Raw genomic sequence first — 23,767 nt, 5'->3', positions numbered from 1 at the left:
AGTCGCTGTGGTGGCGCAATCAGTTCAGGCCGCGGTCGGCTTCGCGCACGAGTTGGCGTTCTTTTTCAATGTCGAGCGAGCGGCAGGTCCACAGATAAATCAGCGCGGCGACGGGCAGGCCCACGAGCATCGCGATGTCGGTGCCGCCAAGCGCATTGGCAACCGGGCCGGTGTAAAGCTCCGTCTTGAAGAACGGGATCATCGCGACGAAGCCCACCCCGTAAGCGGTCAGTCCGCGCCAGTTCCAGCGGCCGTAGATGCCGCGCGGGTTGAAGATCTCGCGCACCGAGTAATGCGAGTGGCGCACGATGAAGAAGTCGACCAGGTTGATCGCGGTCCACGGCGTGAACAGGTAGCCAAGAATGCCGAGGAAATCGCCGAACTTGCCCATGAAGTTGTCCGACGCCGCGAACGCGAGCGACGTCGCCGTGAGGGCTACCACGATGAGGCTTAATACGCGCTTGGCCGCGTTCGACTTGAGCGGCTTGAACGAGTCGGTGATGCTGAGCAACGTGAGCGAGGCGCCGTAGAAGTTCAGGCCGGTAATGGCGAGCAACCCCAGCAGCGAAAGCAGCAGCGTGACCGTGCCGAAGCCCGGAAAGATCATGTCGCCCGCGCGCTGGACCGCATCGGAAATCTCGATCTGCGCGTTGAGCGCCGCCGCTGCGGTGCCGACCAGCATCATCCAGACGCCGCCGATGAACGCGCCAAGGAAGGTCCACCAGAAGGTGGCACGCACACCGGTAGTGGGCGGCAGATATCGGGAGTAGTCCGAAACGTAGATCGACCACGAAAGCTGATAAGCCGCCGCCGAAAAGAGCTGGACGAGGAACGGCGTGGTCTTGAAACCGGCGAGGCTCAACTGGCCAGCGGGGAACGGCACCTTCACGCACATGCCGATACTGAAGATCGTGAGCGCCGCGAGCAGCGCGAACGCGAGCCAGCGCTGCGCCTTGTGGATCAGGTCATAGCCGAATACCGCGAGCGCGACCGCAATCACGGTGAAGACGATGTAGCTCAGATGCGGTTCGGTACCAAGCAGATGATGCGCGGTCTGCCCCGCCATCAGCTGGTTGAACGAGTTGTAGCCGATATAGGTGACGAGCGCGACCACCCACACGAGCAACGCGCCCATATAGCCGAACTGCGGGCGCGACTGGATCATCTGGGGCAGCCCGAGCTGCGGCCCCTGGCTCGAATGAAACGCCATGAAGAAGGTGCCGAGCACGTTGCCGAGCACGATGGCGATCGCGCTCCACAGCAGGTTGCCGCCCATGCTGATGCCGATCGCACCGGCCGCGATGGTCGCGAGGTTGGCATCGCCCGTGAACCATACGGGCCACAGGTGCCACGCCCGGCCCTTGCGTTCGGCGAGCGGCACGTAGTCGATCGAGCGTGATTCGATTCGCGATTTGGCGCGCGACGGCTCATTGGCCAGCGCTTCGGCTATTGCCTCTTGGGACATGTCTCCTCCAGTTGTGGGGTGGCTCGCGCGGCCCCGCTTGACGCGGCTGCGCTTCCCGCGCCGGCCCCGATACCAGAGGTTCCAGTTTCCGGACACGGCGCGGTTATCCTGCGGTTAATCAAAAACCAACAGTTAACAATGGTACGCACCGTAGAGGATTTCGTCGCACTATCGCATCCTCCTATTGACGCCCGGGGAGAAATCGATTTGTTTTGCCAAACGTCAATGGACGTTGATTAATAAGAACAAGAATACGGCATGCGCATCAACGGAAGAGGCACATCCGTCAGCGTCAAGGGATAACCCTGATCCACCGTCGCCAAAATTTCACTTATATTTGCGTTAACTTATAGTTTCAACGTAACTGATAGTTAACCAACCCAGTACGGCGGACCCATGACCTACCTCCCGATCGAATTTCACAAGCAACCCGAACAGCCGAAACTGCCGGCCGACTTCTGCGCCAACCCGGAACTCGCCTGGACCATCCCGGCGAGCTACTACACCTCCGAGGCGGTATACAAGTCGGAAGAACAGAAGATCTTCGAGAACGCGTGGATCTGTGTCGCGCACCGCAGCGAACTGGCCGAAGCGAACGCCTACGTGACGCGCGAGGTGGTGGGCGAAAACATTCTGCTCGTGCGCGGCAAGGACAGCGTGCTGCGGGCGTTCTACAACGTCTGCCCGCACCGCGGCCACCAGCTGCTCGAAGGCAGCGGCAAGGCGAAGAACGTCATCACCTGCCCGTACCACGCCTGGGCGTTCAAGCTCGACGGCGCGCTCGCGCACGCCAACAACTGCGATCACGTGGAGTCGTTCGACAAGGAGAACTCGACGCTCGTGCCGGTGCGCGTGGAGGAATACGCAGGCTTCGTGTTCATCAACCTGAACCCGGACGCACAAGGCGTGGAAGCGCAGCTGCCCGGCCTCGAAGCCAGCCTGCGCAAGGCTTGCCCCGTGATCGACGATCTTAAGCTGGCCGCCCGCTTCGTGACCGAAACGCCGGCCAACTGGAAGTCGATCGTCGATAACTATCTGGAGTGCTACCACTGCGGCCCGGCTCACCCCGGCTTCTCGGACTCCGTGAAGATCGACCAGTACACGCACACGCTGCACGGCAACTGGACGGTGCAGTTCGGTCATGCGCAGTCGTCGGAGCGCTCGTTCAAGCTCGATCCGTCCGTGAAGGACCCGAGCTTCAGCGGCTACTGGGCGTGGCCTTGCACGATGTTCAACGTGCCGCCGGGCAGCGACTTCATGACCGTCATCTACGAATTCCCGATGAGCGCCGAAGTCACGCTCCAGCACTACGACATCTACTTCCTGAACGACGAGCCGACCGAAGAGCAGCAGAAGCTGATCGAGTGGTATCGCACCGTGTTCCGCCCGGAAGACCTGCGCCTCGTGGAAAGCGTGCAGAAAGGCCTGAAGTCGCGCGGCTATCGCGGCCAGGGCCGCATCATGGTCGACAAGCAGCGCAGCGGCATCAGCGAGCACGGCATCGCGCACTTCCACAACCTGCTCGCGCAGCAGTATCAGGACTAAGAGGCCAGCATGACGAACCTTCAACATCCCGGCCTGCTGCGTGAGCAGGCCTATATTGACGGCCAGTGGCGCGGCGCCGACGACGGTGCCACGCTCGAGGTGACCAACCCCGCCACGGGCGAGCGCATCGCGAACGTGCCGAACATGGGCGCGCCGGAAGCCCGCGCGGCCATCGAGGCCGCGCACCGCGCCTTCCCGGCCTGGCGCGCCACCACCGCGAAGGAGCGCGCGCGCCTGTTGCGCAACTGGTTCGAACTCGTCATGGCGAACCAGGAAGCGCTGGCCCGGATCATGACGCGCGAGCAAGGCAAGCCGCTCGCGGAAGCGCGCGGCGAGATCGGCTACGCGGCCTCGTTCATCGAGTGGTTCGCCGAGCAGGGCAAGCGCATCGACGGCGACGTGATCCCGAGCCCGAACCCGGACCAGCGCCTCGTCGTGACGAAGGAACCGATCGGTGTGTGCGCCGCGATCACGCCGTGGAATTTCCCGGCTGCAATGATCACCCGCAAGGCCGCACCGGCGCTGGCCGCCGGCTGCACCATCGTCATCAAGCCCGCCAACGAGACGCCGCTTTCCGCGTTCGCGCTCGCGGCACTGGCGGAACAGGCCGGCATTCCGGCCGGCGTGATCAACATCGTCACGGGCAAGTCGCGCGAGATCGGCCTCGAAATGACGTCGAGCCCGCTCGTCAGGAAGCTCACGTTCACGGGCTCGACCGAAGTGGGCCGGCTCCTGATGCGCCAGTGCTCGGACACGGTCAAGAAGGTCTCGCTGGAGCTGGGCGGCAACGCGCCGTTCATCGTGTTCGACGATGCGGATCTCGACGCCGCCATCGAAGGCGCCCTGCTCTCCAAGTACCGCAACGCCGGGCAGACCTGCGTGTGCGCGAACCGCTTCTACGTGCACGACGCGGTGTACGACGAGTTCTGCCGCCGCTTTGCCGAGCGCGTGAGCGCCTTCAAGGTGGACGACGGTTTCGCCGAAGGCGTGAACATCGGTCCGCTCATTACCGAAGCCGCACGCGACAAGGTCGACGGCCTCGTGCGCGACGCCGTGGCGCAAGGCGCACGCGTAGTCACGGGCGGCGCGCCGCATGCACGCGGCGGCAACTTCTATGCGCCCACCGTGCTCGCCGATGCGAAGCCCGGCATGGCCGTGCTCGCCGAGGAAATCTTCGGGCCGGTCGCGCCCATCGTGCGCTTTTCGAGCGACGCCGAAGTCGTGCAGCTCGCGAACGATTCGATCTATGGCCTCGCCGCGTACTTCTACAGCCGCGACATCGGCCGTATCTGGCGCGTGGCCGAGCAGCTCGAGTACGGCATCGTCGGCATCAACACGGGACTGATCTCCAACGAGGTCGCGCCGTTCGGCGGCGTGAAGCAGTCGGGCATCGGCCGCGAAGGCTCGAAGTACGGGATCGAAGACTATCTGTCGATCAAGTACCTGTGCATGGCGGGTGTCACGCGCTAAGGCGGGCGCCCAGCTTCGAGCGGATGCGGGCCGTGCCGCATCCGCTGCTTTTTCCGGATTCAGAAGTCAAGGAAGTCAACATGAACGCCCGCGAATCGATCACTGTCGACGTCGTCGCCGTCGAACAACTCACCCCGCTCATCAAGCGCTTCACGCTCGCGCTGCCCGATGGCGCACCGCTGCCCGAATTCAGCGGTGGCGCCCACGTGCTCGTCTCGATGCAGGACGGCGAGCGGTGGCACCACAATGCGTATTCGCTCCTGAGCTCGCCGCACGACACGCGCCAGTATCAGATCGCCGTGCGCCGCGAGGAGGCGTCGCGCGGCGGCTCCGCCTTCATGCACGACAAGGTCGAGGCAGGCACGCGGCTCGCGATCGGCTCCCCCGCCAATCTGTTCGAACTAGAAAAAGCTGCGAAGCGGCACGTATTCATCGCGGGAGGCATCGGCATTACGCCTTTTCTCGCGCAAATGGCCGAGCATCGACCCGAGGATCTCGAGCTGGAACTGCACTACGCGTACCGCAGCCCCGAGCACGGCGCCTTCGTCGACGAACTGAAGACCGGCCCGCACGCGGCCAACGTGCACTGCTACGTCGACAGCGAAGGCCAGAAGCTCGATCTCTTCAAGCTCTTCCACAATCTGCCCGGCGACGCGCATGTCTACGTCTGCGGCCCGCAAGGCCTCAACGACGCCGTCTACGCGAACGCCGCGCTGCTGGGCTGGCCGAAGGCGCAGCTGCACTCGGAGCAGTTCGCCGCGACGGACACGGGCGGCAAGGCATTCACGGTCATACTGGCGAAGTCCGGCATCGAACTCGAAGTGGGCGAAGACGAGACCATCCTCAAGGCCATCGAGCGCGCGGGCGTGACGGTGGAGTCGCTGTGCCGCGAAGGCGTGTGCGGCACCTGCGAAGTCCGCATTCTCGAAGGCGAGGCGGATCACCGCGACCAGTATCTGGACGACGACGAGAAAGCCGCGCAGAAGACCGTTTTGCTGTGCGTGTCGCGTGCGCGCACGCCGCGCCTCGTGATCGACCTCTAGGCCGGCTGCGTATGCGGGACACCATGAGTCGTGCGTCCGGAACGGCCCGCTTGCCGATCCGTTAAACTAGCGGGAGTTACGGAGCGGACGAAACGTCCGGGCCGCGCGCCCGATTCATCAGAGGCGGCATATACCCGGCCCCGATCGGCGGCCCTGGGGTGTATGCCGCCCTTTTGCGCTTGATTCTTTCGACCGCGCGAGATTCGTCACAGAGGGAAATGGATGTCCGAGGATACGTTCGCGTTCCGTCTGAAAGTGCTGCTCGAGCACAAGAAGCTGAGCCTGCAGCAAGTCGCCGACGCCGTCGGCATATCACGCCCCGCCGTGCACAAGTGGACGCGCGGTGGCGAGATCGACTATTCGAACCTGCGCCGCCTCGCGGCGTTTCTCGACGTCAACTGGGTCTGGCTGCGCTACGGCGACGAAGCCGTGAAAGACCTCGGCATCGCGGGCAATACCGAGCTGCCGATGACCGATCTGCGCCGCCGCTATACCGCCGAGATCATGTCGAACGAGGCGCGCATGAAGCAAGCGCAGGAACTGGCCGGCATCGTGACGTGGGAATGGAATCTCGTCACCGACGAGCTGATCTATTCGAGCAACTGCGCAAAGCTTTATGGCCGCGAGATTCACAGCAACGCCGAATTCTGGGAAATCCTCCATCCCGAGGATTCGATCTGGCTGAACGACGAGACGCTCAGGGAGCTGGTTGCGAGCACGGCGCCGCGCGTCTGGGACTTCCGCATCATCCTGCCGGACGGGCAGATCCGCTGGATCGAGTCGCGCGTCGCCACGCTGCTGGACGACGCGGGGCGCCCGGTGCGCGTGGTGGGCACCACCATCGACATCAGTGCGCGCAAGGAAGTGGAATCCGCGGAGCAACGGCGCCTGCAACTGCTCAACGATGCCGCGCGCATTGCGGGCTTCGGCGCCTGGCGCTGGCTGCGCGCGCAGGACGAGCTGATCGTTTCGGACGAATGGTGCCGCCTGTTCGGCGTCGATCCGGCGCACGCGCCGCGCCACTATGTCGAGCTATCACGGCACATTCACCCGGACGACCGCGCGGCGCGCGAAGCGGCCGTGAACGAAGCGCTCGCGCACCGCGCCGACTATCGCGTGCTGTATCGGGCGGCACTGCCCGACGATACGTGGCGGCTGGTGGTGGAGCAAGGCTACGCCCGCGTGGCACCGCATGGCGAGGACGTGTGGCTCACGTCACTGTGCCGCGCCGCGCAGCCTGCCGACATGGCCGCAGGCGTCTCCGCGGCTGCACAGCCGGGCGCCGAAGAAAACGCGGCCACGGGAGCCGCGCCGCACTGAGTGCGTGAGAAGCACCGGGGTGTCCTGCCGGAACACCCCACGCCGACGTGCTCAAAGCGCTGCGGCGACTGCCCTGCCGATCTCCGTCGTGTTCGCCGTGCCGCCCATGTCGGGCGTGCGCGGGCCTTCCACCAGCACCTTTTCGATGGCCTGCATGATCGCGTCGTGCGCGGCCTTGAATTGCGCGTCGCCGTTGCCGAGGAAGTCCAGCATCAAGTCAAGCCCTGGAACATACCGTTCCCCCGTCGTACGCGCCTCACCGTTTGTCCACGGCATGTTCACTGTCCTCAAGGAGCCCGATTCATTCCTTCGCCGAGCCGCGCTCGCCAGCGATTCTATTGCTGTGCCAGGTCGAATATCCGGCTCATCGCCATCCACTTCTGTCCGGACGGAGTCCACGGTGTGGGCGTCTGAAACTGCCACATCAACGCTTCCCACCGCTGGACCATGGCGTCATTTTGAGCAGCAGTCGCCATCCTGTCAGCGTCATATATTGCGTCGTCTGTTTCCATCACCATGAGCAATCGGGTTCCCAGACGGTAAATCTCCATGCCCAGAACGCCATGGTCTCGTATGTGCCGGATCACTTCAGGCCAAACCTGGCGGTGAAGTTCTTCATAACGGGCAATAAGCTCAGGATCTTCTTTCAGATCCAGGGCGAAGCAGTAACGCACGATCACTCCTGTTATAAACGCCGCAGTCATTCAGCTGGGATCACGCCTTGCGTGGCTTGCTGCCGCATGGCATTCCAAGCATGTCGTCAAATGAATCGCAAACCTCATCCCTCACAGTCGCATCGCTAACCGCTAGCGCCGAATCGCCGTAAGAGATGAAGCACTGCAGGAAGGTGAAAATCGTGAACGCCAGGCACCGCAAGGCGTCGTTTCTGGCACATCTCTGCGGTGAGCTCCATCGCCCGTGTCCGCGTGCCAACAAGCAGCAACAACGCTTCCTGCACAAGTGATTGTTCAAGCGACGACAACCGGAATTCCTGCCATGCCTCCTGAGCCGGCAATCCGGATACGCTGCTTTCGATCTGTTCCTCGCAATCCATCTCTGCTCCCCGCATGCCATACCCGGGCGTCGCCCGTTACATGATCGCCCCCCGCAGCCAGGGAACGAACTCGCGATCACCGATTCCGTTTTCCTCGCTGCACGTTCGCCTTCCGGATGCAACCTCCAGAATGAACTGGAACAATTGCATCCCTGCTTCCTCGACGCTCAGACGACCGTCGACGATGTCGCCGCTGTTGAAGTCCATGTCCGTGCGCATTCGCTCGAACAGGTCCGTGGTGGTTGCAATCTTGATGGTAGGAGCCGGCCTGGAACCAAAGACTGAGCCGCGTCCAGTCGTAAAGCAGACCAGGTTGGCCCCTCCCGCTATCTGCCCCGTAGCCGACACCGGGTCGTAGCCCGGCGTGTCCATGAAGACGAGTCCGCTTTCAGATACCGGCTCAGCGTAGTCGTAGACCGCGTTCAATACGGTGCCGCCTGCTTTCGAGACTGCTCCCAGTGACTTTTCAAGGATCGTTGTGATGCCACCTGCCTTGTTACCGGGCGACGGATTGTTGTTCATTTCGCCGCCATTTTCCGCTGCGTAGCGTTCCCACCACCGCAACTTCGCGAGCAGACGCTCGGCGACGTCATCCGACGCAGCCCGCGCCGTCAGCAGATGTTCTGCCCCGTAAATCTCCGGCGTCTCCGACAGGATTGCGGTGCCGCCATTGCGTGCGATCAGGTCGACCGCCACGCCGAGCGCGGGATTGGCGGTGATTCCCGAGTACCCGTCCGAACCGCCGCACTGCAGCCCGATTTTTAGCCGCGCCACAGGTACTGTTGTGCGCACGGCCCGATCTGCCACTTCGAGCAGTTCGTGTACGATCGCGGCTCCCCGCGTCACCGCCTCGCGGACACCGCCTGCGTCCTGGATGACGAGCGTTCTGATCGACCCGTCATGGCGCGCTCGCAACGAAGCCGCGAGATCCTCGACCTGATTGACCTCGCAACCCAGTCCGACAAACAGCACGGCCGCAAAATTGGGATTGCGCGCATAACCGGCCAGTGTCCGACGCAATATCGCGATTCCGTCACCGGAGGCCGACATCCCGCATCCGCTCTGGTGCGTAATCGCGACAACACCGTCCACGTTTCTGAAGGCCTCCATGGCTGCCCCCCGGAACGCATCCGCTATCGCATGACAAACACTGGCCGAGCAGTTGACGCTCGCGATAACGCCGATGTAATTGCGCGTTCCTACCTGACCGTCCGGCCGCACGAATCCCTGAAACGTGTCGGAACGGTCGATCTCTGCGGACCGAAGCGCCGTTTCGTGGCCCGACTGCCCACTCCCGTGACGTTCAGGCATGTCGACGTTGTGTACGTGAACGTGTTCGCCCGCAGCGATGTCGCATAGCGCAACGCCAATCGTCTGCTGATACTTTGTCACGGACGCGCCGCGGGCGATGTTCCGTATCGCCACCTTGTGACCGGCTGGCACGGGCGTCAAGACCTGAACCTGCTGCCCATTCGTATCGATCTGCGTGCCTGCATCCAGCGCGCGAAGCGCCACTGCAACGTTGTCTTCACGGTGAAGCACCAGAAACGTCTCCACGTTCATGTTGCATGCCTCCCTTCTACAGCGTCCAGGCGGTTCTGCGCGGCCAGCATGCTCCGCAAGCGCGGCTGTGTGGCGGCAAGCGATAACGAATCCGCGAGTTCGATCAGCGGCTTTATTCGCCGTCTGACCTTTTCTCCGTGATTGGTCGCAATGTCCGCGATACGATGAGCCAGCCAGGGATTGAGCAGCCGGTCGCGCACATTTTCGATGTAGCGCTCCGCGGCACTGTGCAGGCCCAATGCGTCGAACACCGGCAAGACCTCCTCGTGCCAGATTCCCTCGATACCGTCCCGAAGTCGGGGATCGCTCATCGCCACCAGCACCGTTTCGTTCGACGGGCGGCGCTCGTTGATCCACCGATCGGCGAGCCAGCTGTGGCCGAGATTGAGAAAGAAGAGCTTCAGACGCTCATGGGTACGCAGGTCGTCTGTCACGACAATCTGCTCGTGCACACATGGCAACTCCATGCCCGTACGCCGCTCGATGGCCCATAGCGCATACGGTTCGGCGATTGCGCCGACCGGGTCGATCGGCTCGGACACGATCCGGTCGACCAGTGAGTTTACCCAGACGCAGCTATGCTGCAGATACCCGATAAACGTCGCCGGCATTCCCCATCGCCGTGCCACGCCGAGCACGATATCGCGAAGCGTGTTGCCATTGTTCTCGACAAGTTCGCAGGGAAAGATCGACACACCATCATCGGGACGCACCTGCCAACGTGCATGCAGGAGAACCATCAGCTTCACCGGAAAGCTGTGCGGCACCTGTTCGTCGCCAACAAGCATGTCCGCCGAGTCCCGGTCGTCAAGCCGGTAACCGGCATCGCCCGTGTTCGAGACAATGGCCCGCACCTCCTCGATCATGACGCGACGAATGTCTGCCCAGTCAAGATCGGCGACCCACGCCTTCTGGACGGCGTGGCAATCGACGACGCGATCGACGGCCACACTGCCTTCCCTGCCCCGAATGCGGACGGGATAACTGCGTGTATGCGCAAGTGCGGCAATTCGCGCACGGCTCGACGGAGTGCCCGTGGTCTGCACAACGCCGATTCCGCCGATCGCGTCGCCGCGCTCAAGGGCCTGCGATACGAAAAAGGCGACATGGGCCAGCAGAAACCGGCTGGTGCCGAACTGAAGAATGGGTGTGCTCATGCTGCCTGTCCTGATTGCTTCGCCATGTAACTCAACATTCGACCAACGCCTTGACAACGGTCTGTCCGGGTTCCAGCAATCGCGGAAATGCGTCGGGCACCTCGGCAAGGCGCATGCGGTGCGTATTCAACGCCTGGTCAGGAATGCGGCCCGCACGCATCGCCTCCAGCACGGTTTCGAAATCGGTGGCGGTAGCGTTGCGGCTTGCAAGCAACGTGGTCTCGCGCTTATGAAATTCCGGATCGGAGAATGTCACCTGGCCCGGCACGATCGAGATGAGGGTGTATTTGCCGCCATGTGCGACGAAGGCGAAGCCGCGGTTCATCGCATCGATGTTGCCGGTCGCGTCAAAGACCGCATCAAAAAACTCGCCATGCGTGAGCGATGCGAGTTGCGCCACGTCGTCCGGGCCCACCGCGACCGCTGCATCGACGCCCAGATGCGACTTGCAGAATTCAAGGCGGTCCGCGCGCGTGTCCAGACAAACGACCGTGGCACCGCGCAGCCTGGCAAAGATCATCGCAGCCATGCCAATCGGGCCTGCACCGACCACGAGCACCCGTTGACCGGGCGACACATCGGCACGCCGCACGGCATGTGCGCCGATGGCAAGAAATTCGAGCATGGCCGCCTGATCGAGCGACACCCCTTGCGCCTTGTGCACGAACTGCGCAGGCACGCTGAGATACTCGGTCAGTGCGCCATCGCGATGCACACCCAGCACCTGGATGTTGACGCAGCAGTTCGTCTTGCCTTGACGGCACGCGACGCAGTGTCCGCACGACAGATAGGGCATGACGTAGACGCCGTCGCCAGCCGCGAACCCCGAGTCAGGGTCTGCCTCGACGACCACTGCTGACAGTTCATGACCCATTACGCGCGGGTATTGGAGGTAGGGTTGACTGCCGGTAAAAATATGCAGATCGGTACCGCAAATCCCGACACGGCTGACCCGCATCAGTACTTCGCCGTCACCCCGCGCGGGTAAATCACGCTCCTCGGCGCGCAGTACCCCGGGCGATTCGCAGATCACGCTAAGCATGTTGATGTCCTCTCGATCAGGTCAGGTATGGTGGCTCGGTGTGCACCGATAGATCGCATCCAGGTCGCGTGGAGGCCAGTGGCCGGCACGTGCTTCGTTGCACCCGTAGTGCTGGTGTGCGTCGACACGCCGCGTCATTGACGACTCCCGGGAACCGGCGCATCTGGGGCGATCAGTCCTCCCTGGCCAAGCGCGCCCCAGAAGTCCGCCGGCACGGGTTGTTCGAGCCACGTGATGTTCTGCTGCAGCTGGGAAACACTACGCGCACCGATCACGCAGGAAACGACAGCGTCATGCGCGAATGGAAACTGCAGCGCCGCTGCAGGAAGTGGAACATTGAAGCGCTCACATAGAGCAGAAAGGCGACCCACCTTCCCGACGACTTCGGCTGGCGCTTCCGAATAGTTGAACTTACCGTTGCCAGCGAGTATGCCCGAATTGAACACGCCACCCACGACGACGCCTGTGCCTACGCGGGTGCAGCGATCGAGCAGCGGCTCCAGCGCACCCTGTTCGAGCAGGGTGTAGCGGCCGGCCAGCAGAATGACGTCGAGCGGCGCTTCGTTCAATGCATCAACGGCGACTTCCCACTCGTTGACGCCAAGACCGACTGCGCGGACTTCGCCGCCCGCGCGTAGCTCCTCGAGCGCGCGAAACCCACCGCCGGCCGTAAGTTGGCTCCAGTAGTGCGTATGTCGATCGCCGTGAGTCAGACTGCCGATGTCATGGACATACAGGATATCGATTTGCGCGAGGCCGAGGCGCTGCTGGCTGTCTTCGTACGAGCGCATGATGCCCTCGTAGCTATAGTCAAACACGGGGCGAAACGGCAGCGGTTCGGCCCAGCCATCCTCACCGGGCTCGACACCGACATCGGGGCGCATCAAACGACCCACTTTCGTGCTCAATGTGAAAGCGTTGCGCTGACGCGCCGCGAGTGCCTGCCCGACGCGCCGCTCGGAGAGTGTATAGCCGTAATACGGCGCGGTATCGAAGTAGCGCACGCCTGCGGACCAGGCGGCGTCGACCAATGCGCAGGCATCGGTGGCCGACATGGCACGGTAGAGCCCGCCGAGTTGGGAGCAGCCAAGGCCAAGCCTGGTCAGTTCCAGGCCACTGCGCGGTAAGGCGCGTTTTTCGGAAGCGTTCATAAACCGGGGAGGCAGGTGTCAGGGGAATACCGTGAAGGCTCCCTGCGACGAGCCCAATGGCTTCGTCGCAGATCGGCCACCATCAGTAGAGGACGTTCTTCGCTTCCTGGGAGTCGAGGTTCGGTTTGTCGACCATGACTACACCGGTATCGACCAGCTTCGCGACGGGTTTGTGTTCGATGACGCCGACCACCGTCTGGACTCCCTTGTTTCCCATCTGCCACGACCCCTGGACGGCAATCGCCTGGATGGTGCCGTCGCGAACGAAGCCTTGCAGATCCTCATTGCCATCGAAACCGACTGCCACCAGCTTGCCAGCCTTGCCTGCCTGCTTGAGCGCGCGTCCCATGCCAACTGCGGTCGGTTCGTTCGCGCCGAAGATGCCTTTCAGGTCCGGATTCGCGGACAGCACATCGGTTGTCTGGTTCAGTGCTGTCGCCATCTGCGACTGCGAGTAGTAAGGTCCGACAATCTGCAGCTTCGAATGGGCCGCGATGTATTTACGGAAGCCGCCTACCCGGCCAACTTCCGACCCCGCGCCGGGCACGTACGACATGACTGCAATTTTGCCCGTCTGTCCTACACGAGCGATCAATGCCTGGGCACACAGTTCGCCCGCCTTCTCGTTGTCGGTCGAGAGGAACGACTGGTAATACGGTTTGCCCGAGTCCGAGATTGCCGAGTCGATCAGCACCACCGGGATATGTGCTTCCCAGGCTTTCTTGATGGCAGGCACGAGAGCGTCAGGGTCGGAAGGCGCCAGCACGATGCCTGCCACGTGCCGGTTGACCGCGTTCTCGACCATGTTCACCTCGTCGGCGATGTCCGACTCGGCGGCCGGCCCCTGGAAGGTCATCGTATAGCCCTTCGTTTCTGCAAGCGCCGCGTTCGCGCCCTTCTGGACGTTCTGCCAGTAGTTCGAATTTACCGTCTTGACGATCACGGCGATCTCGCCGCCTGCAGCATAGGCGCCGGTACTGAACGCTGCACACAACATCGCCGATACCGTCAGCAGGGAAAGCTTTCGCATGTCTCGCTCCTCTCTTGTGGTTGAACTTCGTGTGGTGGTTGAACTACGTGTGATTACCGCTTGCGATTTCGCAACTGGTCGATCCAGACGGTCCCGAGAATGACGACGCCGATGATGATCTGCTGGATGAAACTCGATACGCCGTTCATGTTGAGTCCGTTGCGCAGGACAGCGATGACGAACGACCCGATTGCCGTTCCCGAGATCGTGCCTACACCTCCCATCAGCGAAGTGCCGCCGATGACCGAACTCGCAATCGCATCGAGCTCGTACATGACACCCTCGTTGGGCTGCCCGGTGACGAGTCGGGACATCAGCACACAGCCCGTCACTCCGGCCATGGCACCGGAGAGGACGTACGTGAAAAGCGTCACGCCCTGAACGTTCACGCCGGAAAGCCGTGCTGCTTCCGCATTCGAGCCCACCGCGTATATGTGGCGGCCAAGCGAGGTCTTTGACAGCAACACCGAGACTGCGACGAACAGGACGATCATGATGACGACTGGATAGGGGATACCCGGAAACGTTGTGTCCGGAAATCCGTCAGCGCCAATATGGGAGACGCGAAACAGCGCCCCGTTTCCGAGTGCGCCAAACGCGTCGCCCAGATCTGAAACCGGGCGGGCGCCGGTAATCTGCAGCGCCAGACCCCGCGCGACGAGCATCATGCCCAGTGTCGCAATGAACGGCGGCAACCCCATACGCGTCACGCAGATTCCGTTGACGGTCCCGCACAGCGCGCCGACCAGCACCCCGCACAGCATCGCGACCGGCACGGGCGCGCCCGCCTTTGTCAGTAGTGCTGCGGAAACTCCCGCGAGTGCAAGAACGGAGCCGACCGAGAGGTCGATGCCGCCGGTGATGATGACACACGTAGCCGCAACGCCCAGGTAGGCAATTGACGTCACCTGCAGGCAGACGGTCATCAGGTTGCCTACCGAGAAGAACGCCGAACTCGTCACAGAAAATGCCGCCAGGAGCACAATCAGGCTGCCCAATGCAGCAAACTTCTGGATAAGGTCGCGGCGCCGTTGCTGGGCGGTCTGCCTCGCGGCCTGGGTCGAGTCTGATGTCATTTCAAGCATGGGTGCGCCCCGAAGCGTAGTGCATGATTTCCTCCTGACTGGTATGTGCGGTATTGAGAACCGCAGTCATGCAGCCCTCGTGGAAGACGGCAATCCGATCCGTCATGCCGAGCAGTTCGGGCAACTCGGAACTGATGAGCACGACACCAACGCCCTCTGCGGCAAGCCGGTCCATCAACCCGTAAATGGCGAACTTCGCGCCAACGTCGATACCGCGTGTCGGCTCGTCGAAAAAGAGGATCTTTGAGCCACGATAGAGCCACTTGCCGATCACGACCTTTTGCTGGTTGCCGCCGGAAAGATTGCGCACGATCTGATTGACCGATGGCGTCCGGATCGCCAGCTCCTTGACGTATCGTTCGGCGACCTGGTGCTCCTCCCGAAAGCGCAGGAAGCCCGTGCGTGACGCAATGGCGCGCACATTTGCCAGCGTGATGTTCGCGGCAACCGGCATCATCAGGGCAAGGCCCTCCCTCTTCCGGTCTTCGGACAGATAGGCGAGCCCGTGCCGGATGGCCTCTCTCGGTGAGCGGATGCTCACCGGCTGACCATGAAGCGTGATCGTTCCGCTATCCAGCCTGTCAGCGCCGAAGATTGCGCGCGCAACCTCGGTGCGGCCAGCACCCATGAGGCCGGCAAACCCGAGGATCTCGCCTCTGCGCAGCTCGAAAGAGACCGGGCCGAACACACCGTTGCGGTGCAGATCCTTCACGCCCAGCAGCACCTCTTCGGTAGGAGAAGATTGCCTGGCCGGATAGGCGTCCTCGAGCGAGCGACCGACCATGCGCGCAACGATATCGTTGACGCTCAGCGCAGCGAAGTCATCGGTCGAGATGTGACGGCCATCGCGCAGAACCGTCACGCGATCGACAATGTGCGCCATCTCGTCGAGCCGATGCGAGATGTAGAGAATCGCCACGCCCGCTGCGCGCAGTTCCTTGATGATCCTGAAAAGCTGGACCGTTTCCGATTCCGTAAGGGACGACGTCGGCTCGTCCATGATCAGAACCTGAGCGTCTAGCGAAAGCGCCTTGGCGATTTCGACCATCTGCTGCTGCGCGATCGAGAGCGTCCCGACCAGCGTCGTGGGCGCCACATCCAGCCCGATGCGTGCAAGACAACGCGTTGCATCCGCGTTGAGCCTGCGCGTGTCGACAAAGGGTCCACGCTTTGGCTCGCGCGCCAGATAGAGGTTCTCCGCCACGCTCAGATGCGGCACCAGGTTCAGTTCCTGATGGATGATCGCGATGCCTGCGGTCTGCGCTTCGGAAGTCGAGAGGAACTGCACGGCCTCGCCGCGATAGCGGATCAGACCGACGTCCGGTCGGTATTGGCCGCTGATGATCTTCATCAGCGTGGACTTGCCCGCCCCGTTTTCGCCGCAAATGGCGTGGACCTCTCCGCAGCGCAGATCGAGGTTGATGCCATCGAGTGCGATCACGCCCGGGAAGCGCTTTCCGATACCTTCGAGGCGAAGGATCTCCTCGTTCGGTGGCTTATGGAGTTCTGCATCCAGGCTGGGCAGCCCGTTGGGCACGCTCATCTCGTCTCCTTTGACATGGCCGGCCTGGCTTCGCGCTGGTCAGTCCAATTGAGACGGATTAGACGGCAAACTCAGTTATTGGTCAAGCCAATATGTTTTTCGTTAACTGGTCTTACCTATAAGGAAAACCCTGGGACGGGCGCAATCGCTTGTCCCACGGTACTTCAGCCGAAATGCTAGACTCTATGGGCCGTTCAACTTGTCGGCAGCTGGCAGGCACCGAACCTCATCGTGAAATCTACCGAACCCAAGCGGCTTTACCAATCCATTGCTACCCAGATCCTCACATTGATTCGTCAGGGTGAATTCCCGGCGGGCGAGCGCCTGCCACCGGAGCGGGAACTCGCCATCAAGCTTGGCGTCTCGCGGCCCTCCCTGCGTGAGGCGCTTATTGCGCTGGAGATCGGTGGCAAGGTCGAGATCCGTGTCGGATCCGGCGTCTACGTGCGTGAGACAGGTATCGATGATGAGAGCGCGGTGGGGTCCCTTGGCGATAGTCCGTCCGAGCTCATGCAGGCGCGCGCGGCGATCGAAGGCAGCGTAACGGTGCTCGCCGCAGCGCGCATTACCGCGGCCACACTCGATCGCCTGCGCCGCTCAATCGAGCGGATGCGCAAACTTTCGGCTGCGGGCAAATCTCCTGTCGAAGCGGACCGGCAATTCCACATGCTGATCGCGGAGGCTGCGGGGAACTCCGTGCTCAGTCGCTTTGTGGGCGAACTCTTCGATAGCCGCCACGATCCGATCGCGGCTGCCATGCGCGGTCATACGGAAAGTCCTCAAACCTGGACCGAGGCGGTATGCGAGCATGAAGAAGTCCTGAGGGCCTTGCAGGCCGGCGATCCTATCGCGGCGCAGACAGCGATGCGTGCTCATCTCAAGGCTTCCGGGGAGCGATGGATAAGCGGTGCGCTGAAAAAATCAGATACAGGGCAAGCAAGTGAAAATGCCTAACAGGGCTCGGTACTCGCGTATTCGCGTATTCGCTCGACCGACGGGCGTGGGTTCGGCGCCGCGTGCCTGGCGCACCAGCAGCACGGCGCCCAGCCGCCGCTCCAGTTCCGCGATGCGCTTGCTTGCGCCCGAGGTGGCGAGGTTCTCGTTTTCGGCGGCCCGCGAAAGGCTTTTCGACTCGATGGCCGAAACGAGCATCTGCAGGCCCAGAAGATCCATTTTCATAGATGGCGAGACGTAGTGGAACGCGTGGCCCGGTGCCGCGCTGTTTGTCGCCATCATACGCACCGTGCGGATCAAGCGGGCAACATGGGGAAGCCGTACAGGCGCGCGGAATTGTCCACGAGTATCGTACGGCGTAGCAAGACGTCGGTTATCGAGCGCGCGAAGAGCGAGAGCAGCGCGTCCTCGGCGGGCATCTGCCAGCGTGGCAAGGACGAACGAAGCGCGCTTATTTATCCCAGAGGAGCCGCCGAAGCGTTCTGCCCTGCCCTGCGCCGATAGAGCCCAAGCGTCGCGCCCAGCCCGCACAGCGCCGCGAAACTGAGCCAGTAGCCGGGCGCGGCCTTATCGTGCAGGACCTGAATGAGGAACGTCGACACGGCGGGCGTGAAGCCCCCAAAGAGCGCGGTCGCGAGACTGAACGCCAGCGAAAAACCCGCCACGCGCACTTCCGCGGGCATAACTTCGGTGAGCGCGGCGACCATTGCGCCGTTGTACATACCGAAGAAGAATGAGAACCACAGCAGCACGCTCAGCATGCGGCCAAAACTCGGCGCGGCGGCGAGCCACGACAACGCCGGATACGCCGTGAAAATTGCGAGTATCGAAATGGCGAGCAGAATCGGCTTGCGGCCAATGCGGTCCGACAATGCGCCGCCAATGGGCAGCCAGATGAAGTTCGACACACCCACGAGCAGCGTCACCATCAGGCTGTCTTCCGTGGAGAGCTTGAGCACAGACTTGCCGAACGTCGGCGTGTACACGGTGATGAGATAGAACGTGGTCGTCGTCATCGCCGTGAGCAGCATGCCGCCAATCACGATGCGCCAGTTGCCGAGCAGCATCGCGTAGATTTCGCCCACGCCCGGATGATGCCGGCGCGCCTTGAACTCTTCGGTTTCCTGCAGCGAGCGGCGCAGCATGAACAGGAACGGCACGATCGCGCAGCCGATGAAGAACGGAATGCGCCAGCCCCACGCGCCGATCTGCTGCGCGCTCATCCAGTGATTGAGCGCATAGCCGAGCGCCGCCGCGAACACGATGGCCACCTGCTGGCTGGCCGACTGCCAGCTCGTATAGAAGCCCTTGGCGCCGGGCGTGGCCATTTCCGCGAGATAGACCGACACGCCGCCCAGCTCCGCGCCCGCCGAAAAGCCTTGCAGCAGCCGCCCGATCAGCACGAGCGCGGGCGCGAGCAAACCGATGGTCGCGTAACCCGGCACGCAGGCGATCAGGATCGTGCCGCTCGCCATGATCGACAGCGTGACGATGAGGCCGGTGCGCCGCCCTACTTTGTCGATATACGCGCCGAGAAAGATCGCGCCGAGCGGACGCATCAGGAAGCCCGCGCCGAACACGGCGAACGTGAGCATGAGCGAGGCGAACTCGCTCGACGTCGGAAAAAATATCTTCGAAATCGACGTGGCGTAAAAACCGAACAGAAAGAAGTCGAACTGTTCGAGGAAGTTGCCGCTCGTCACGCGCAGGACGGTTGCGGCCTTGGAGCGGCTCGAGCCGCCTGGCGTGCCGGCGCCCAGGTCTGTGGGGGTCATGATTGTGTCTCCTCTAGTTGGTATGCCGGCGAGCGGCGCGATGTTCCTGTGGTGCGTCACTCGCCTAGTCAGAACCCAGGCCCAGCGTATTGGGCTGGCGCTTTTCAACGGATGATTTCAGCAGCGCCGCCGCTCGGAAAACGCCGTGCGCGAACTTGCCGTACGGCAGCGTCGCAAACAACGCCATCACGATCCCCAAGTGCACCGCCAGCAGCCACGGCATGCCCGCCGTGGCGCGAAACGCCAGCAGCGCGAGCCCCGAGGCGCTCGTAAGCAACAGCAGCGCGATGAAGCCGCGGTCCATCGGCCGCTGGCGCGCATCGCCCTGTTCGGGATGGCGCTTCAGGTTCAGCCACAGTAGCCCCGCCGGCCCGATGATCAGCCCGATACCGCCCGCCGTGCCCAGCAGCACCGGCGCGCTGAGGAATGCGTATGGCGCTTCGAGGCCGAACAGGTAGTGATAGACCGTCGCCACCACCGTTGCAGCAAAACACAGCATAAACCCGTAAAAGGTGAAGTGATGAAAGCGCCGCCGCGCGAGCGTGAAGGCGTCGCTCGATTCGTTGCAGCCTTCACCGTGCCCCCCGTCCAGATACTTCAGCGTCAGTGCGTTCTTTGCCGCTTCCGCCATTGCGGGCGGGCTCGCGCTCGCCATGGCCGGTGAGACGTCGCGCCAGAAGCGCGTTACGCCAATGCCGAGCGCCACGACGGCGAACAGAAACACCATGCCGAACAGCGCCGCAAGCAGGTTGTGCGGGAAGATCGCGTAGAAGTTCGCGGACACGACGTTGCCGCCGAGTCCGCCTTGCAGCACCGTGCCGAGCAGCAAAAAGAGCGCGAGGCCGGCCGCCAGCGCAACGGAGAGCGTCACGCCATTGCGCTTGTACAACGTGCCCAGCGCGGCGGGCCATGCGTATTCCGTGTAGGTTTCGAGGCGCACCTTCGCCATCGCCTTCGGCACGTTCACGGCGAACTCGTGCGGCGGCGCGTACTGGCACGCGTGATAGCACGCGCCGCAGTTGTGGCAGAGATTGGCGAGATAGTTGACGTCGGCTTTGCCGAACTCGAGGCGGCGCGTCATCGCCGGGAACACGGCGCAAAAGCCTTCGCAGTAGCGGCACGCGTTGCAGATCTGCATCTGCCGTGTCACTTCGCCCTCGCTTTCGGTCAACGGCACGATGGGAATTACGCGTGAGCCGCTGACTTGGGTCCCCTGAAGTGTTTTCTTTGTATCGGACGGCGCTGTGCGCGCGTGTTCGGTCGCGAGAGCGTCAGTGCGCTGCATGGTGAGTCTCCGTCGTCTGAATTGCGGCGCGTGCGGCCTGCGTGCCGGCAATGCGCCCGAACGCCGTGCCGATCGACATGCCAACGCCCGCCGTATAGCCCTTACCGAGCACGTTGCCCGCCATCATTTCGCCCGCTACGAACAGGTTCTCACTCGCCTCGCCGCCAAAATGCACCTGGGCGCGGTCGTTGGTCTTGAGGCCGAGATACGTGAACGTGATGCCAGGCCGCAATGCGTAGCCGTAGAACGGCGGCGTGTCGATGGGGCGCGCCCAGTGTGTCTTGGCGGGTGCGAGGCCTTCGGTATGGCAGTCGTCGAGCGCGGTGTGGTCGAATGTGCCCACGCGGCACGCTTCGTTGTATTGCGTGAGCGTTTCCACGAAGCGGACTTCCGGCAGATTCAGCCTTCGCGCGAGTTCGGGCAGCGTGTCGGCCTTTTCGCCCGGAAAAACGGGCGGCATGAAGCGGCCGATGGCCTTCGAATCGATGATCGAGTAGCCGATCTGCCCCGGCTGCTGCGCGACGAGCCGGCCCCAGATCGCATAGCGCTTGGGCCAGAAGTCTTCGCCCTCGTCGTAGAAGCGCTCGGCGTCGCGATTGACGACCACGCCCAGCGAAACGCAGTCGATGCGCGTGCAGATACCGCCGTCATAGAGCGGGGCGCGGGCGTCGATGGCGACGCAGTGCGATTGCGACGGGTCGCCGATCATGTCCGCGCCGGCATCCATCATGTGCCGGATCAGCACGCCCTTGTTGAAGCGCGTGCCACGGATCAGGAAATTGTCGGCGGGCCACTCGCCCCGCTCGTTCTGCCCCCACGCCTCGCGCAGCCATTCGCGGTTCGATTCGAAGCCGCCCGCGGCCAGCACGCAGGCGCGCGCCTCGAAGCGTTGGCGGCCGCTCTTCGCCGCGACGAAGCGGCCGCAGTCCAGTTCCAGCGCGTCGATGGGTGTGTCGTAGCGAATTTGCACGCCCAGTGCTTCCGCGCTGCGGTAATACGCGTTGACGAGCGCCTTGCCGCCGCCCATGAAGAAGGCGTTCGTGCGCGCCACGTGCAGCGCGCCGGAAAGCGGCGGCTGAAAGCGCACGCCGTGCTTTTGCATCCAGGGGCGGCATGAGGACGACGCGCGGATCGTGAGCCGCGCGAGATGCTCATTGGTAATGCCGCCGGTGACCTTCAGGAGGTCCTGCCAATATTCCTCTTCCGGATACGCGTCAACCAGGACGTCCTGCGGCGCGTCGTGCATGCAGCGCAAATTGCGCGTGTGCTGGGAATTGCCGCCGCGCCATTCGCGCGGCGCCGATTCGAGCATCAGAACCGACGCGCCCGCTTCGCGCGCCATCAACGCCGCACAGAGCGCAGCATTGCCTCCTCCGACCACAAGTACATCGACCATCGTATTTGCCTCCTTTCGGACGCACTCTAACGGTCGCGCTCGGCCTCCGCCATCAGGGGGTCGTCAACGGGCCTTCAGTTTTTGTGAAGGCCTCCGCCTGGCGCAGGCGCGCCCCCGGCCAGCGGCCTTCGCGCACGAGCTGGCGGGCCACGTCGGCGAGCACCACACGAGCGGCGAGCCCCGCAGGCGAAAGCTCGTCGTCGGAGACGCTCGCGATCATGTTGGGCCGCGTTGCGTAGCTTTCGGCCACCGGCACGCTTGCCAGCACACCGTTCTCCGGCCGCGCGAGCGCGGCGCCGGGCTGGATGGTCGCAGCGCTGCCCGCGCGCACGAAGTCCATCAGCAAAGCGAGGCCGTCCACCTCGGCCACGATGTTCGGCTCATAACGGGCGCGCCGGAACGAAGCGGAAAGCAGCGAGCGCAAACCATGTACGCCGCTGGGCAGCACGAGCGGCAGCTCGCCCAGTTTCCCGAGCTTCACGGATACGCCGGTTGGCATGCCTGCCAGTTCGGGAGCGCCAATCACGAAGAGCCGCTCGTCGAGCAGCGATACCACGCTCCAGCGCTGCGCGGGTTCCGGGCGGAAGAGCACGGCCAGATCGATCTGGCGCGCGCTCAACATGGAGGCGAGATAGCCGGAGAGGCTTTCGACGATGCGCAGGCGCACGTCGGGATAGCGCGTGCGCATGGCCTGCATGAAGGCGACGCCGAGTACGCTGGCGGTGCTGGGCGCCATGCCCACGCTCACGTGGCCCGAGAGCCGGGCGGCGCGGGCGGCGAGCGCAGCATCGTCGATATGGCGCAGCGCGAGTTGCGCCTGGCGCCAGAACGCGAGACCGGCGTCGGTGGGCACGGCACCGCTGGAGGTCCGCTGCAGCAGGCGCGTAGACAGTTCGCCTTCCAGACGGCTGATCTGCTGGCTCAGCGCGGAAGTGACAACGCCGAGTTCCAGCGCGGCCTTGCCCATGCTGCCATGCTCGACGACGCTGAGAAAATAGCGTAGTTGTCTGAGTTCCATTTCACGATCGGCGAAGACGAGAGTTCGCCGATATTGTCGCAGAATGGCACTGGACGCAAAGGGCTTCTCGCGGCGCCTCGCGCACCCGTCATGCCAGCGCTCGTAACTCGCCAAGGAGAAACTCATTCCCCATTGATCGCTTCCTCCCTATCGGACTGACTACCCGTCATATCGAGTTCTCCAAGCTTGCGGAGCGCTCTGCAGTCGGCAGGTCGCGCAGTGTCTGGATCCGGCGCGCAAAGGTATCTGCCGACGCTACTTAACGCCGGCTAGTTGCGCTGGAGGGAGCGACGCTCTCGCGAATTCATGTCGCGCCCGACTGGCAGCCCGATAGCCGAAAGAAAGTATCGCGCCTGCGGGAAACCGCTTTCGGGGTAGCGCTCGAAAATTCGGTTGAACTCCTCGACGAGCGCACGGGCACGCACCGGCACGGGCGCGTCAGGCCCCAGCATCAAGGCGGTTTGTCCAAACTTGACTGGTCCAGCCTTGATCAAGGCACGCAGCCCGGAATTCGCGCTGCCGCGCCCGAACAGCTCAATGCCGTATGCGCGGATCATGGCGCGCACGATCGCTTCCGCAGCGGGCGTAAGCGGCGGCATGGCCTCGACCAGGCGCACGTGCGGTGAGCGCACATCCGGCGTGGTGAAACGTCCGATATCGTCGATGTCGGCCTGCAGACGCTGCACCGGCAGGTCAGCGCTAAAGAGCAGGAGCCGGATGCGTTCATAAAGCACGTCTTCGTCGTCGGGATCGATGACTGCAATATCTGTCATTCTCTTTTCCTCGAGGTGGCTTGTGCCCAAACAGTTCCGGAAGCACGGCGAACCGGACTCGGATCGACCCTCGAATGCACCGTTGTTCACCCTGCGTC

Annotated in this window: 20 protein-coding genes and 1 pseudogene; 5 read left to right on the top strand and 16 right to left on the bottom strand. The window is 63.1% G+C overall.

Annotated elements, in window-relative coordinates:
• Positions 1-19: 19 nt before the first annotated feature.
• Entirely contained in the window at positions 20-1,465 is a 1,446-nt protein-coding gene (locus tag AB4Y44_RS14730; RefSeq protein ID WP_368700016.1) for a cytosine permease, read from the bottom strand.
• Between the two features lie 396 nt (positions 1,466-1,861).
• Between AB4Y44_RS14730 and AB4Y44_RS14725 the strand changes: the two genes are divergently transcribed.
• The 4 genes from AB4Y44_RS14725 (at position 1,862) to AB4Y44_RS14710 (ending at position 6,843) form a co-directional block, all read left to right on the top strand.
• A complete protein-coding gene (locus AB4Y44_RS14725; RefSeq protein WP_342922399.1) occupies positions 1,862-3,010 on the top strand; it encodes a ring-hydroxylating oxygenase subunit alpha in 1,149 nt (382 codons plus the stop codon).
• Positions 3,011-3,019: 9 nt separating this feature from the next.
• Positions 3,020-4,480 carry an NAD-dependent succinate-semialdehyde dehydrogenase gene (locus AB4Y44_RS14720; protein ID WP_368700015.1) on the top strand — a complete coding sequence of 487 codons (1,461 nt, stop codon included), beginning with the start codon at positions 3,020-3,022 and terminating at the stop codon, positions 4,478-4,480.
• 80 nt (positions 4,481-4,560) lie between these two features.
• Complete coding sequence (locus tag AB4Y44_RS14715; RefSeq protein WP_342922401.1) at positions 4,561-5,523, top strand: PDR/VanB family oxidoreductase; 963 nt, start codon at positions 4,561-4,563, stop codon at positions 5,521-5,523.
• A 222-nt stretch (positions 5,524-5,745) separates the two neighbouring features.
• Positions 5,746-6,843 (top strand): PAS domain-containing protein, encoded by a 1,098-nt coding sequence (locus AB4Y44_RS14710; RefSeq protein ID WP_342922402.1) that lies wholly within the window; start codon positions 5,746-5,748, stop codon positions 6,841-6,843.
• A 51-nt stretch (positions 6,844-6,894) separates the two neighbouring features.
• On the opposite strand, the pseudogene AB4Y44_RS14705 reads toward AB4Y44_RS14710, so the two are convergent.
• The 9 genes and pseudogenes from AB4Y44_RS14705 to AB4Y44_RS14665 all read right to left on the bottom strand — a co-directional run.
• Positions 6,895-7,059, bottom strand: a pseudogene (locus AB4Y44_RS14705) (tartrate dehydrogenase); the annotation flags it as partial.
• Between the two features lie 119 nt (positions 7,060-7,178).
• Positions 7,179-7,517 (bottom strand): L-rhamnose mutarotase, encoded by a 339-nt coding sequence (locus AB4Y44_RS14700; protein WP_368700014.1) that lies wholly within the window; start codon positions 7,515-7,517, stop codon positions 7,179-7,181.
• A 416-nt stretch (positions 7,518-7,933) separates the two neighbouring features.
• A complete protein-coding gene (locus tag AB4Y44_RS14695; protein ID WP_342922404.1) occupies positions 7,934-9,460 on the bottom strand; it encodes an altronate dehydratase family protein in 1,527 nt (508 codons plus the stop codon).
• Positions 9,457-10,617 (bottom strand): mannitol dehydrogenase family protein, encoded by a 1,161-nt coding sequence (locus AB4Y44_RS14690; protein WP_368700013.1) that lies wholly within the window; start codon positions 10,615-10,617, stop codon positions 9,457-9,459. Before AB4Y44_RS14690 ends, AB4Y44_RS14695 begins: the two co-directional genes overlap by 4 nt.
• Before the next feature lie 31 nt (positions 10,618-10,648).
• The gene (locus AB4Y44_RS14685) at positions 10,649-11,659 is read right to left on the bottom strand and encodes a zinc-binding alcohol dehydrogenase family protein (protein WP_368700012.1); all 1,011 of its coding nucleotides are present in this window, start codon (positions 11,657-11,659) and stop codon (positions 10,649-10,651) included.
• Positions 11,660-11,793: 134 nt separating this feature from the next.
• Complete coding sequence (locus tag AB4Y44_RS14680) at positions 11,794-12,810, bottom strand: aldo/keto reductase (protein WP_368700011.1); 1,017 nt, start codon at positions 12,808-12,810, stop codon at positions 11,794-11,796.
• Positions 12,811-12,892: 82 nt separating this feature from the next.
• On the bottom strand, positions 12,893-13,840 hold the full coding sequence (locus AB4Y44_RS14675; protein ID WP_342922408.1) for an ABC transporter substrate-binding protein: 948 nt from the start codon (positions 13,838-13,840) through the stop codon (positions 12,893-12,895).
• Between the two features lie 53 nt (positions 13,841-13,893).
• Positions 13,894-14,925 (bottom strand): ABC transporter permease, encoded by a 1,032-nt coding sequence (locus AB4Y44_RS14670; protein ID WP_368700010.1) that lies wholly within the window; start codon positions 14,923-14,925, stop codon positions 13,894-13,896.
• The gene (locus tag AB4Y44_RS14665; RefSeq protein WP_368700009.1) at positions 14,918-16,468 is read right to left on the bottom strand and encodes a sugar ABC transporter ATP-binding protein; all 1,551 of its coding nucleotides are present in this window, start codon (positions 16,466-16,468) and stop codon (positions 14,918-14,920) included. Before AB4Y44_RS14665 ends, AB4Y44_RS14670 begins: the two co-directional genes overlap by 8 nt.
• Positions 16,469-16,699: 231 nt before the next feature.
• Between AB4Y44_RS14665 and AB4Y44_RS14660 the strand changes: the two genes are divergently transcribed.
• Positions 16,700-17,422 carry a FadR/GntR family transcriptional regulator gene (locus AB4Y44_RS14660; RefSeq protein WP_368700008.1) on the top strand — a complete coding sequence of 241 codons (723 nt, stop codon included), beginning with the start codon at positions 16,700-16,702 and terminating at the stop codon, positions 17,420-17,422.
• On the opposite strand, the gene AB4Y44_RS14655 is transcribed toward AB4Y44_RS14660, so the two are convergent.
• From AB4Y44_RS14655 to AB4Y44_RS14630, 6 genes are all read right to left on the bottom strand, one after another.
• A complete protein-coding gene (locus AB4Y44_RS14655; protein WP_368700007.1) occupies positions 17,390-17,722 on the bottom strand; it encodes a LysR family transcriptional regulator in 333 nt (110 codons plus the stop codon). The two genes, AB4Y44_RS14660 and AB4Y44_RS14655, sit on opposite strands and share 33 nt — an antisense overlap.
• 155 nt (positions 17,723-17,877) lie before the next feature.
• Positions 17,878-19,197, bottom strand: coding sequence for an MFS transporter (locus AB4Y44_RS14650; RefSeq protein WP_342922413.1), 1,320 nt, complete (start codon positions 19,195-19,197; stop codon positions 17,878-17,880).
• A gap of 64 nt (positions 19,198-19,261) precedes the next feature.
• Positions 19,262-20,482, bottom strand: coding sequence for a tricarballylate utilization 4Fe-4S protein TcuB (tcuB, locus tag AB4Y44_RS14645; protein WP_368700006.1), 1,221 nt, complete (start codon positions 20,480-20,482; stop codon positions 19,262-19,264).
• Complete coding sequence (gene tcuA, locus AB4Y44_RS14640) at positions 20,469-21,878, bottom strand: FAD-dependent tricarballylate dehydrogenase TcuA (protein ID WP_342922415.1); 1,410 nt, start codon at positions 21,876-21,878, stop codon at positions 20,469-20,471. The genes tcuB and tcuA overlap by 14 nt, the downstream gene beginning before the upstream one ends.
• A gap of 52 nt (positions 21,879-21,930) precedes the next feature.
• A complete protein-coding gene (locus tag AB4Y44_RS14635) occupies positions 21,931-22,896 on the bottom strand; it encodes a LysR family transcriptional regulator (protein WP_368700005.1) in 966 nt (321 codons plus the stop codon).
• A gap of 269 nt (positions 22,897-23,165) precedes the next feature.
• A complete protein-coding gene (locus AB4Y44_RS14630; RefSeq protein WP_368700004.1) occupies positions 23,166-23,759 on the bottom strand; it encodes a hypothetical protein in 594 nt (197 codons plus the stop codon).
• Between the last annotated feature and the right edge of the window lie 8 nt (positions 23,760-23,767).

Origin of the sequence: Paraburkholderia sp. BR10937 (assembly GCF_040965695.1) — a bacterium.
Lineage (GTDB): Bacteria > Pseudomonadota > Gammaproteobacteria > Burkholderiales > Burkholderiaceae > Paraburkholderia.
This window is presented reverse-complemented; position numbering and strand designations above follow the sequence as displayed.

Bases quoted from the DNA above. Each gene is read 5' to 3' on its own strand.
- AB4Y44_RS14730 (WP_368700016.1), bottom strand. From the start codon at position 1,465: ATGTCCCAAGAGGCAATAGCCGAAGCGCTGGCCAATGAGCCGTCGCGC.
- AB4Y44_RS14725 (WP_342922399.1), top strand. From the start codon at position 1,862: ATGACCTACCTCCCGATCGAATTTCACAAGCAACCCGAACAGCCGAAA.
- AB4Y44_RS14720 (WP_368700015.1), top strand. From the start codon at position 3,020: ATGACGAACCTTCAACATCCCGGCCTGCTGCGTGAGCAGGCCTATATT.
- AB4Y44_RS14715 (WP_342922401.1), top strand. From the start codon at position 4,561: ATGAACGCCCGCGAATCGATCACTGTCGACGTCGTCGCCGTCGAACAA.
- AB4Y44_RS14710 (WP_342922402.1), top strand. From the start codon at position 5,746: ATGTCCGAGGATACGTTCGCGTTCCGTCTGAAAGTGCTGCTCGAGCAC.
- AB4Y44_RS14695 (WP_342922404.1), bottom strand. From the start codon at position 9,460: ATGAACGTGGAGACGTTTCTGGTGCTTCACCGTGAAGACAACGTTGCA.
- AB4Y44_RS14690 (WP_368700013.1), bottom strand. From the start codon at position 10,617: ATGAGCACACCCATTCTTCAGTTCGGCACCAGCCGGTTTCTGCTGGCC.
- AB4Y44_RS14685 (WP_368700012.1), bottom strand. From the start codon at position 11,659: ATGCTTAGCGTGATCTGCGAATCGCCCGGGGTACTGCGCGCCGAGGAG.
- AB4Y44_RS14680 (WP_368700011.1), bottom strand. From the start codon at position 12,810: ATGAACGCTTCCGAAAAACGCGCCTTACCGCGCAGTGGCCTGGAACTG.
- AB4Y44_RS14675 (WP_342922408.1), bottom strand. From the start codon at position 13,840: ATGCGAAAGCTTTCCCTGCTGACGGTATCGGCGATGTTGTGTGCAGCG.
- AB4Y44_RS14670 (WP_368700010.1), bottom strand. From the start codon at position 14,925: ATGCTTGAAATGACATCAGACTCGACCCAGGCCGCGAGGCAGACCGCC.
- AB4Y44_RS14665 (WP_368700009.1), bottom strand. From the start codon at position 16,468: ATGAGCGTGCCCAACGGGCTGCCCAGCCTGGATGCAGAACTCCATAAG.
- AB4Y44_RS14650 (WP_342922413.1), bottom strand. From the start codon at position 19,197: ATGACCCCCACAGACCTGGGCGCCGGCACGCCAGGCGGCTCGAGCCGC.
- tcuB (WP_368700006.1), bottom strand. From the start codon at position 20,482: ATGCAGCGCACTGACGCTCTCGCGACCGAACACGCGCGCACAGCGCCG.
- tcuA (WP_342922415.1), bottom strand. From the start codon at position 21,878: ATGGTCGATGTACTTGTGGTCGGAGGAGGCAATGCTGCGCTCTGTGCG.
- AB4Y44_RS14635 (WP_368700005.1), bottom strand. From the start codon at position 22,896: ATGGAACTCAGACAACTACGCTATTTTCTCAGCGTCGTCGAGCATGGC.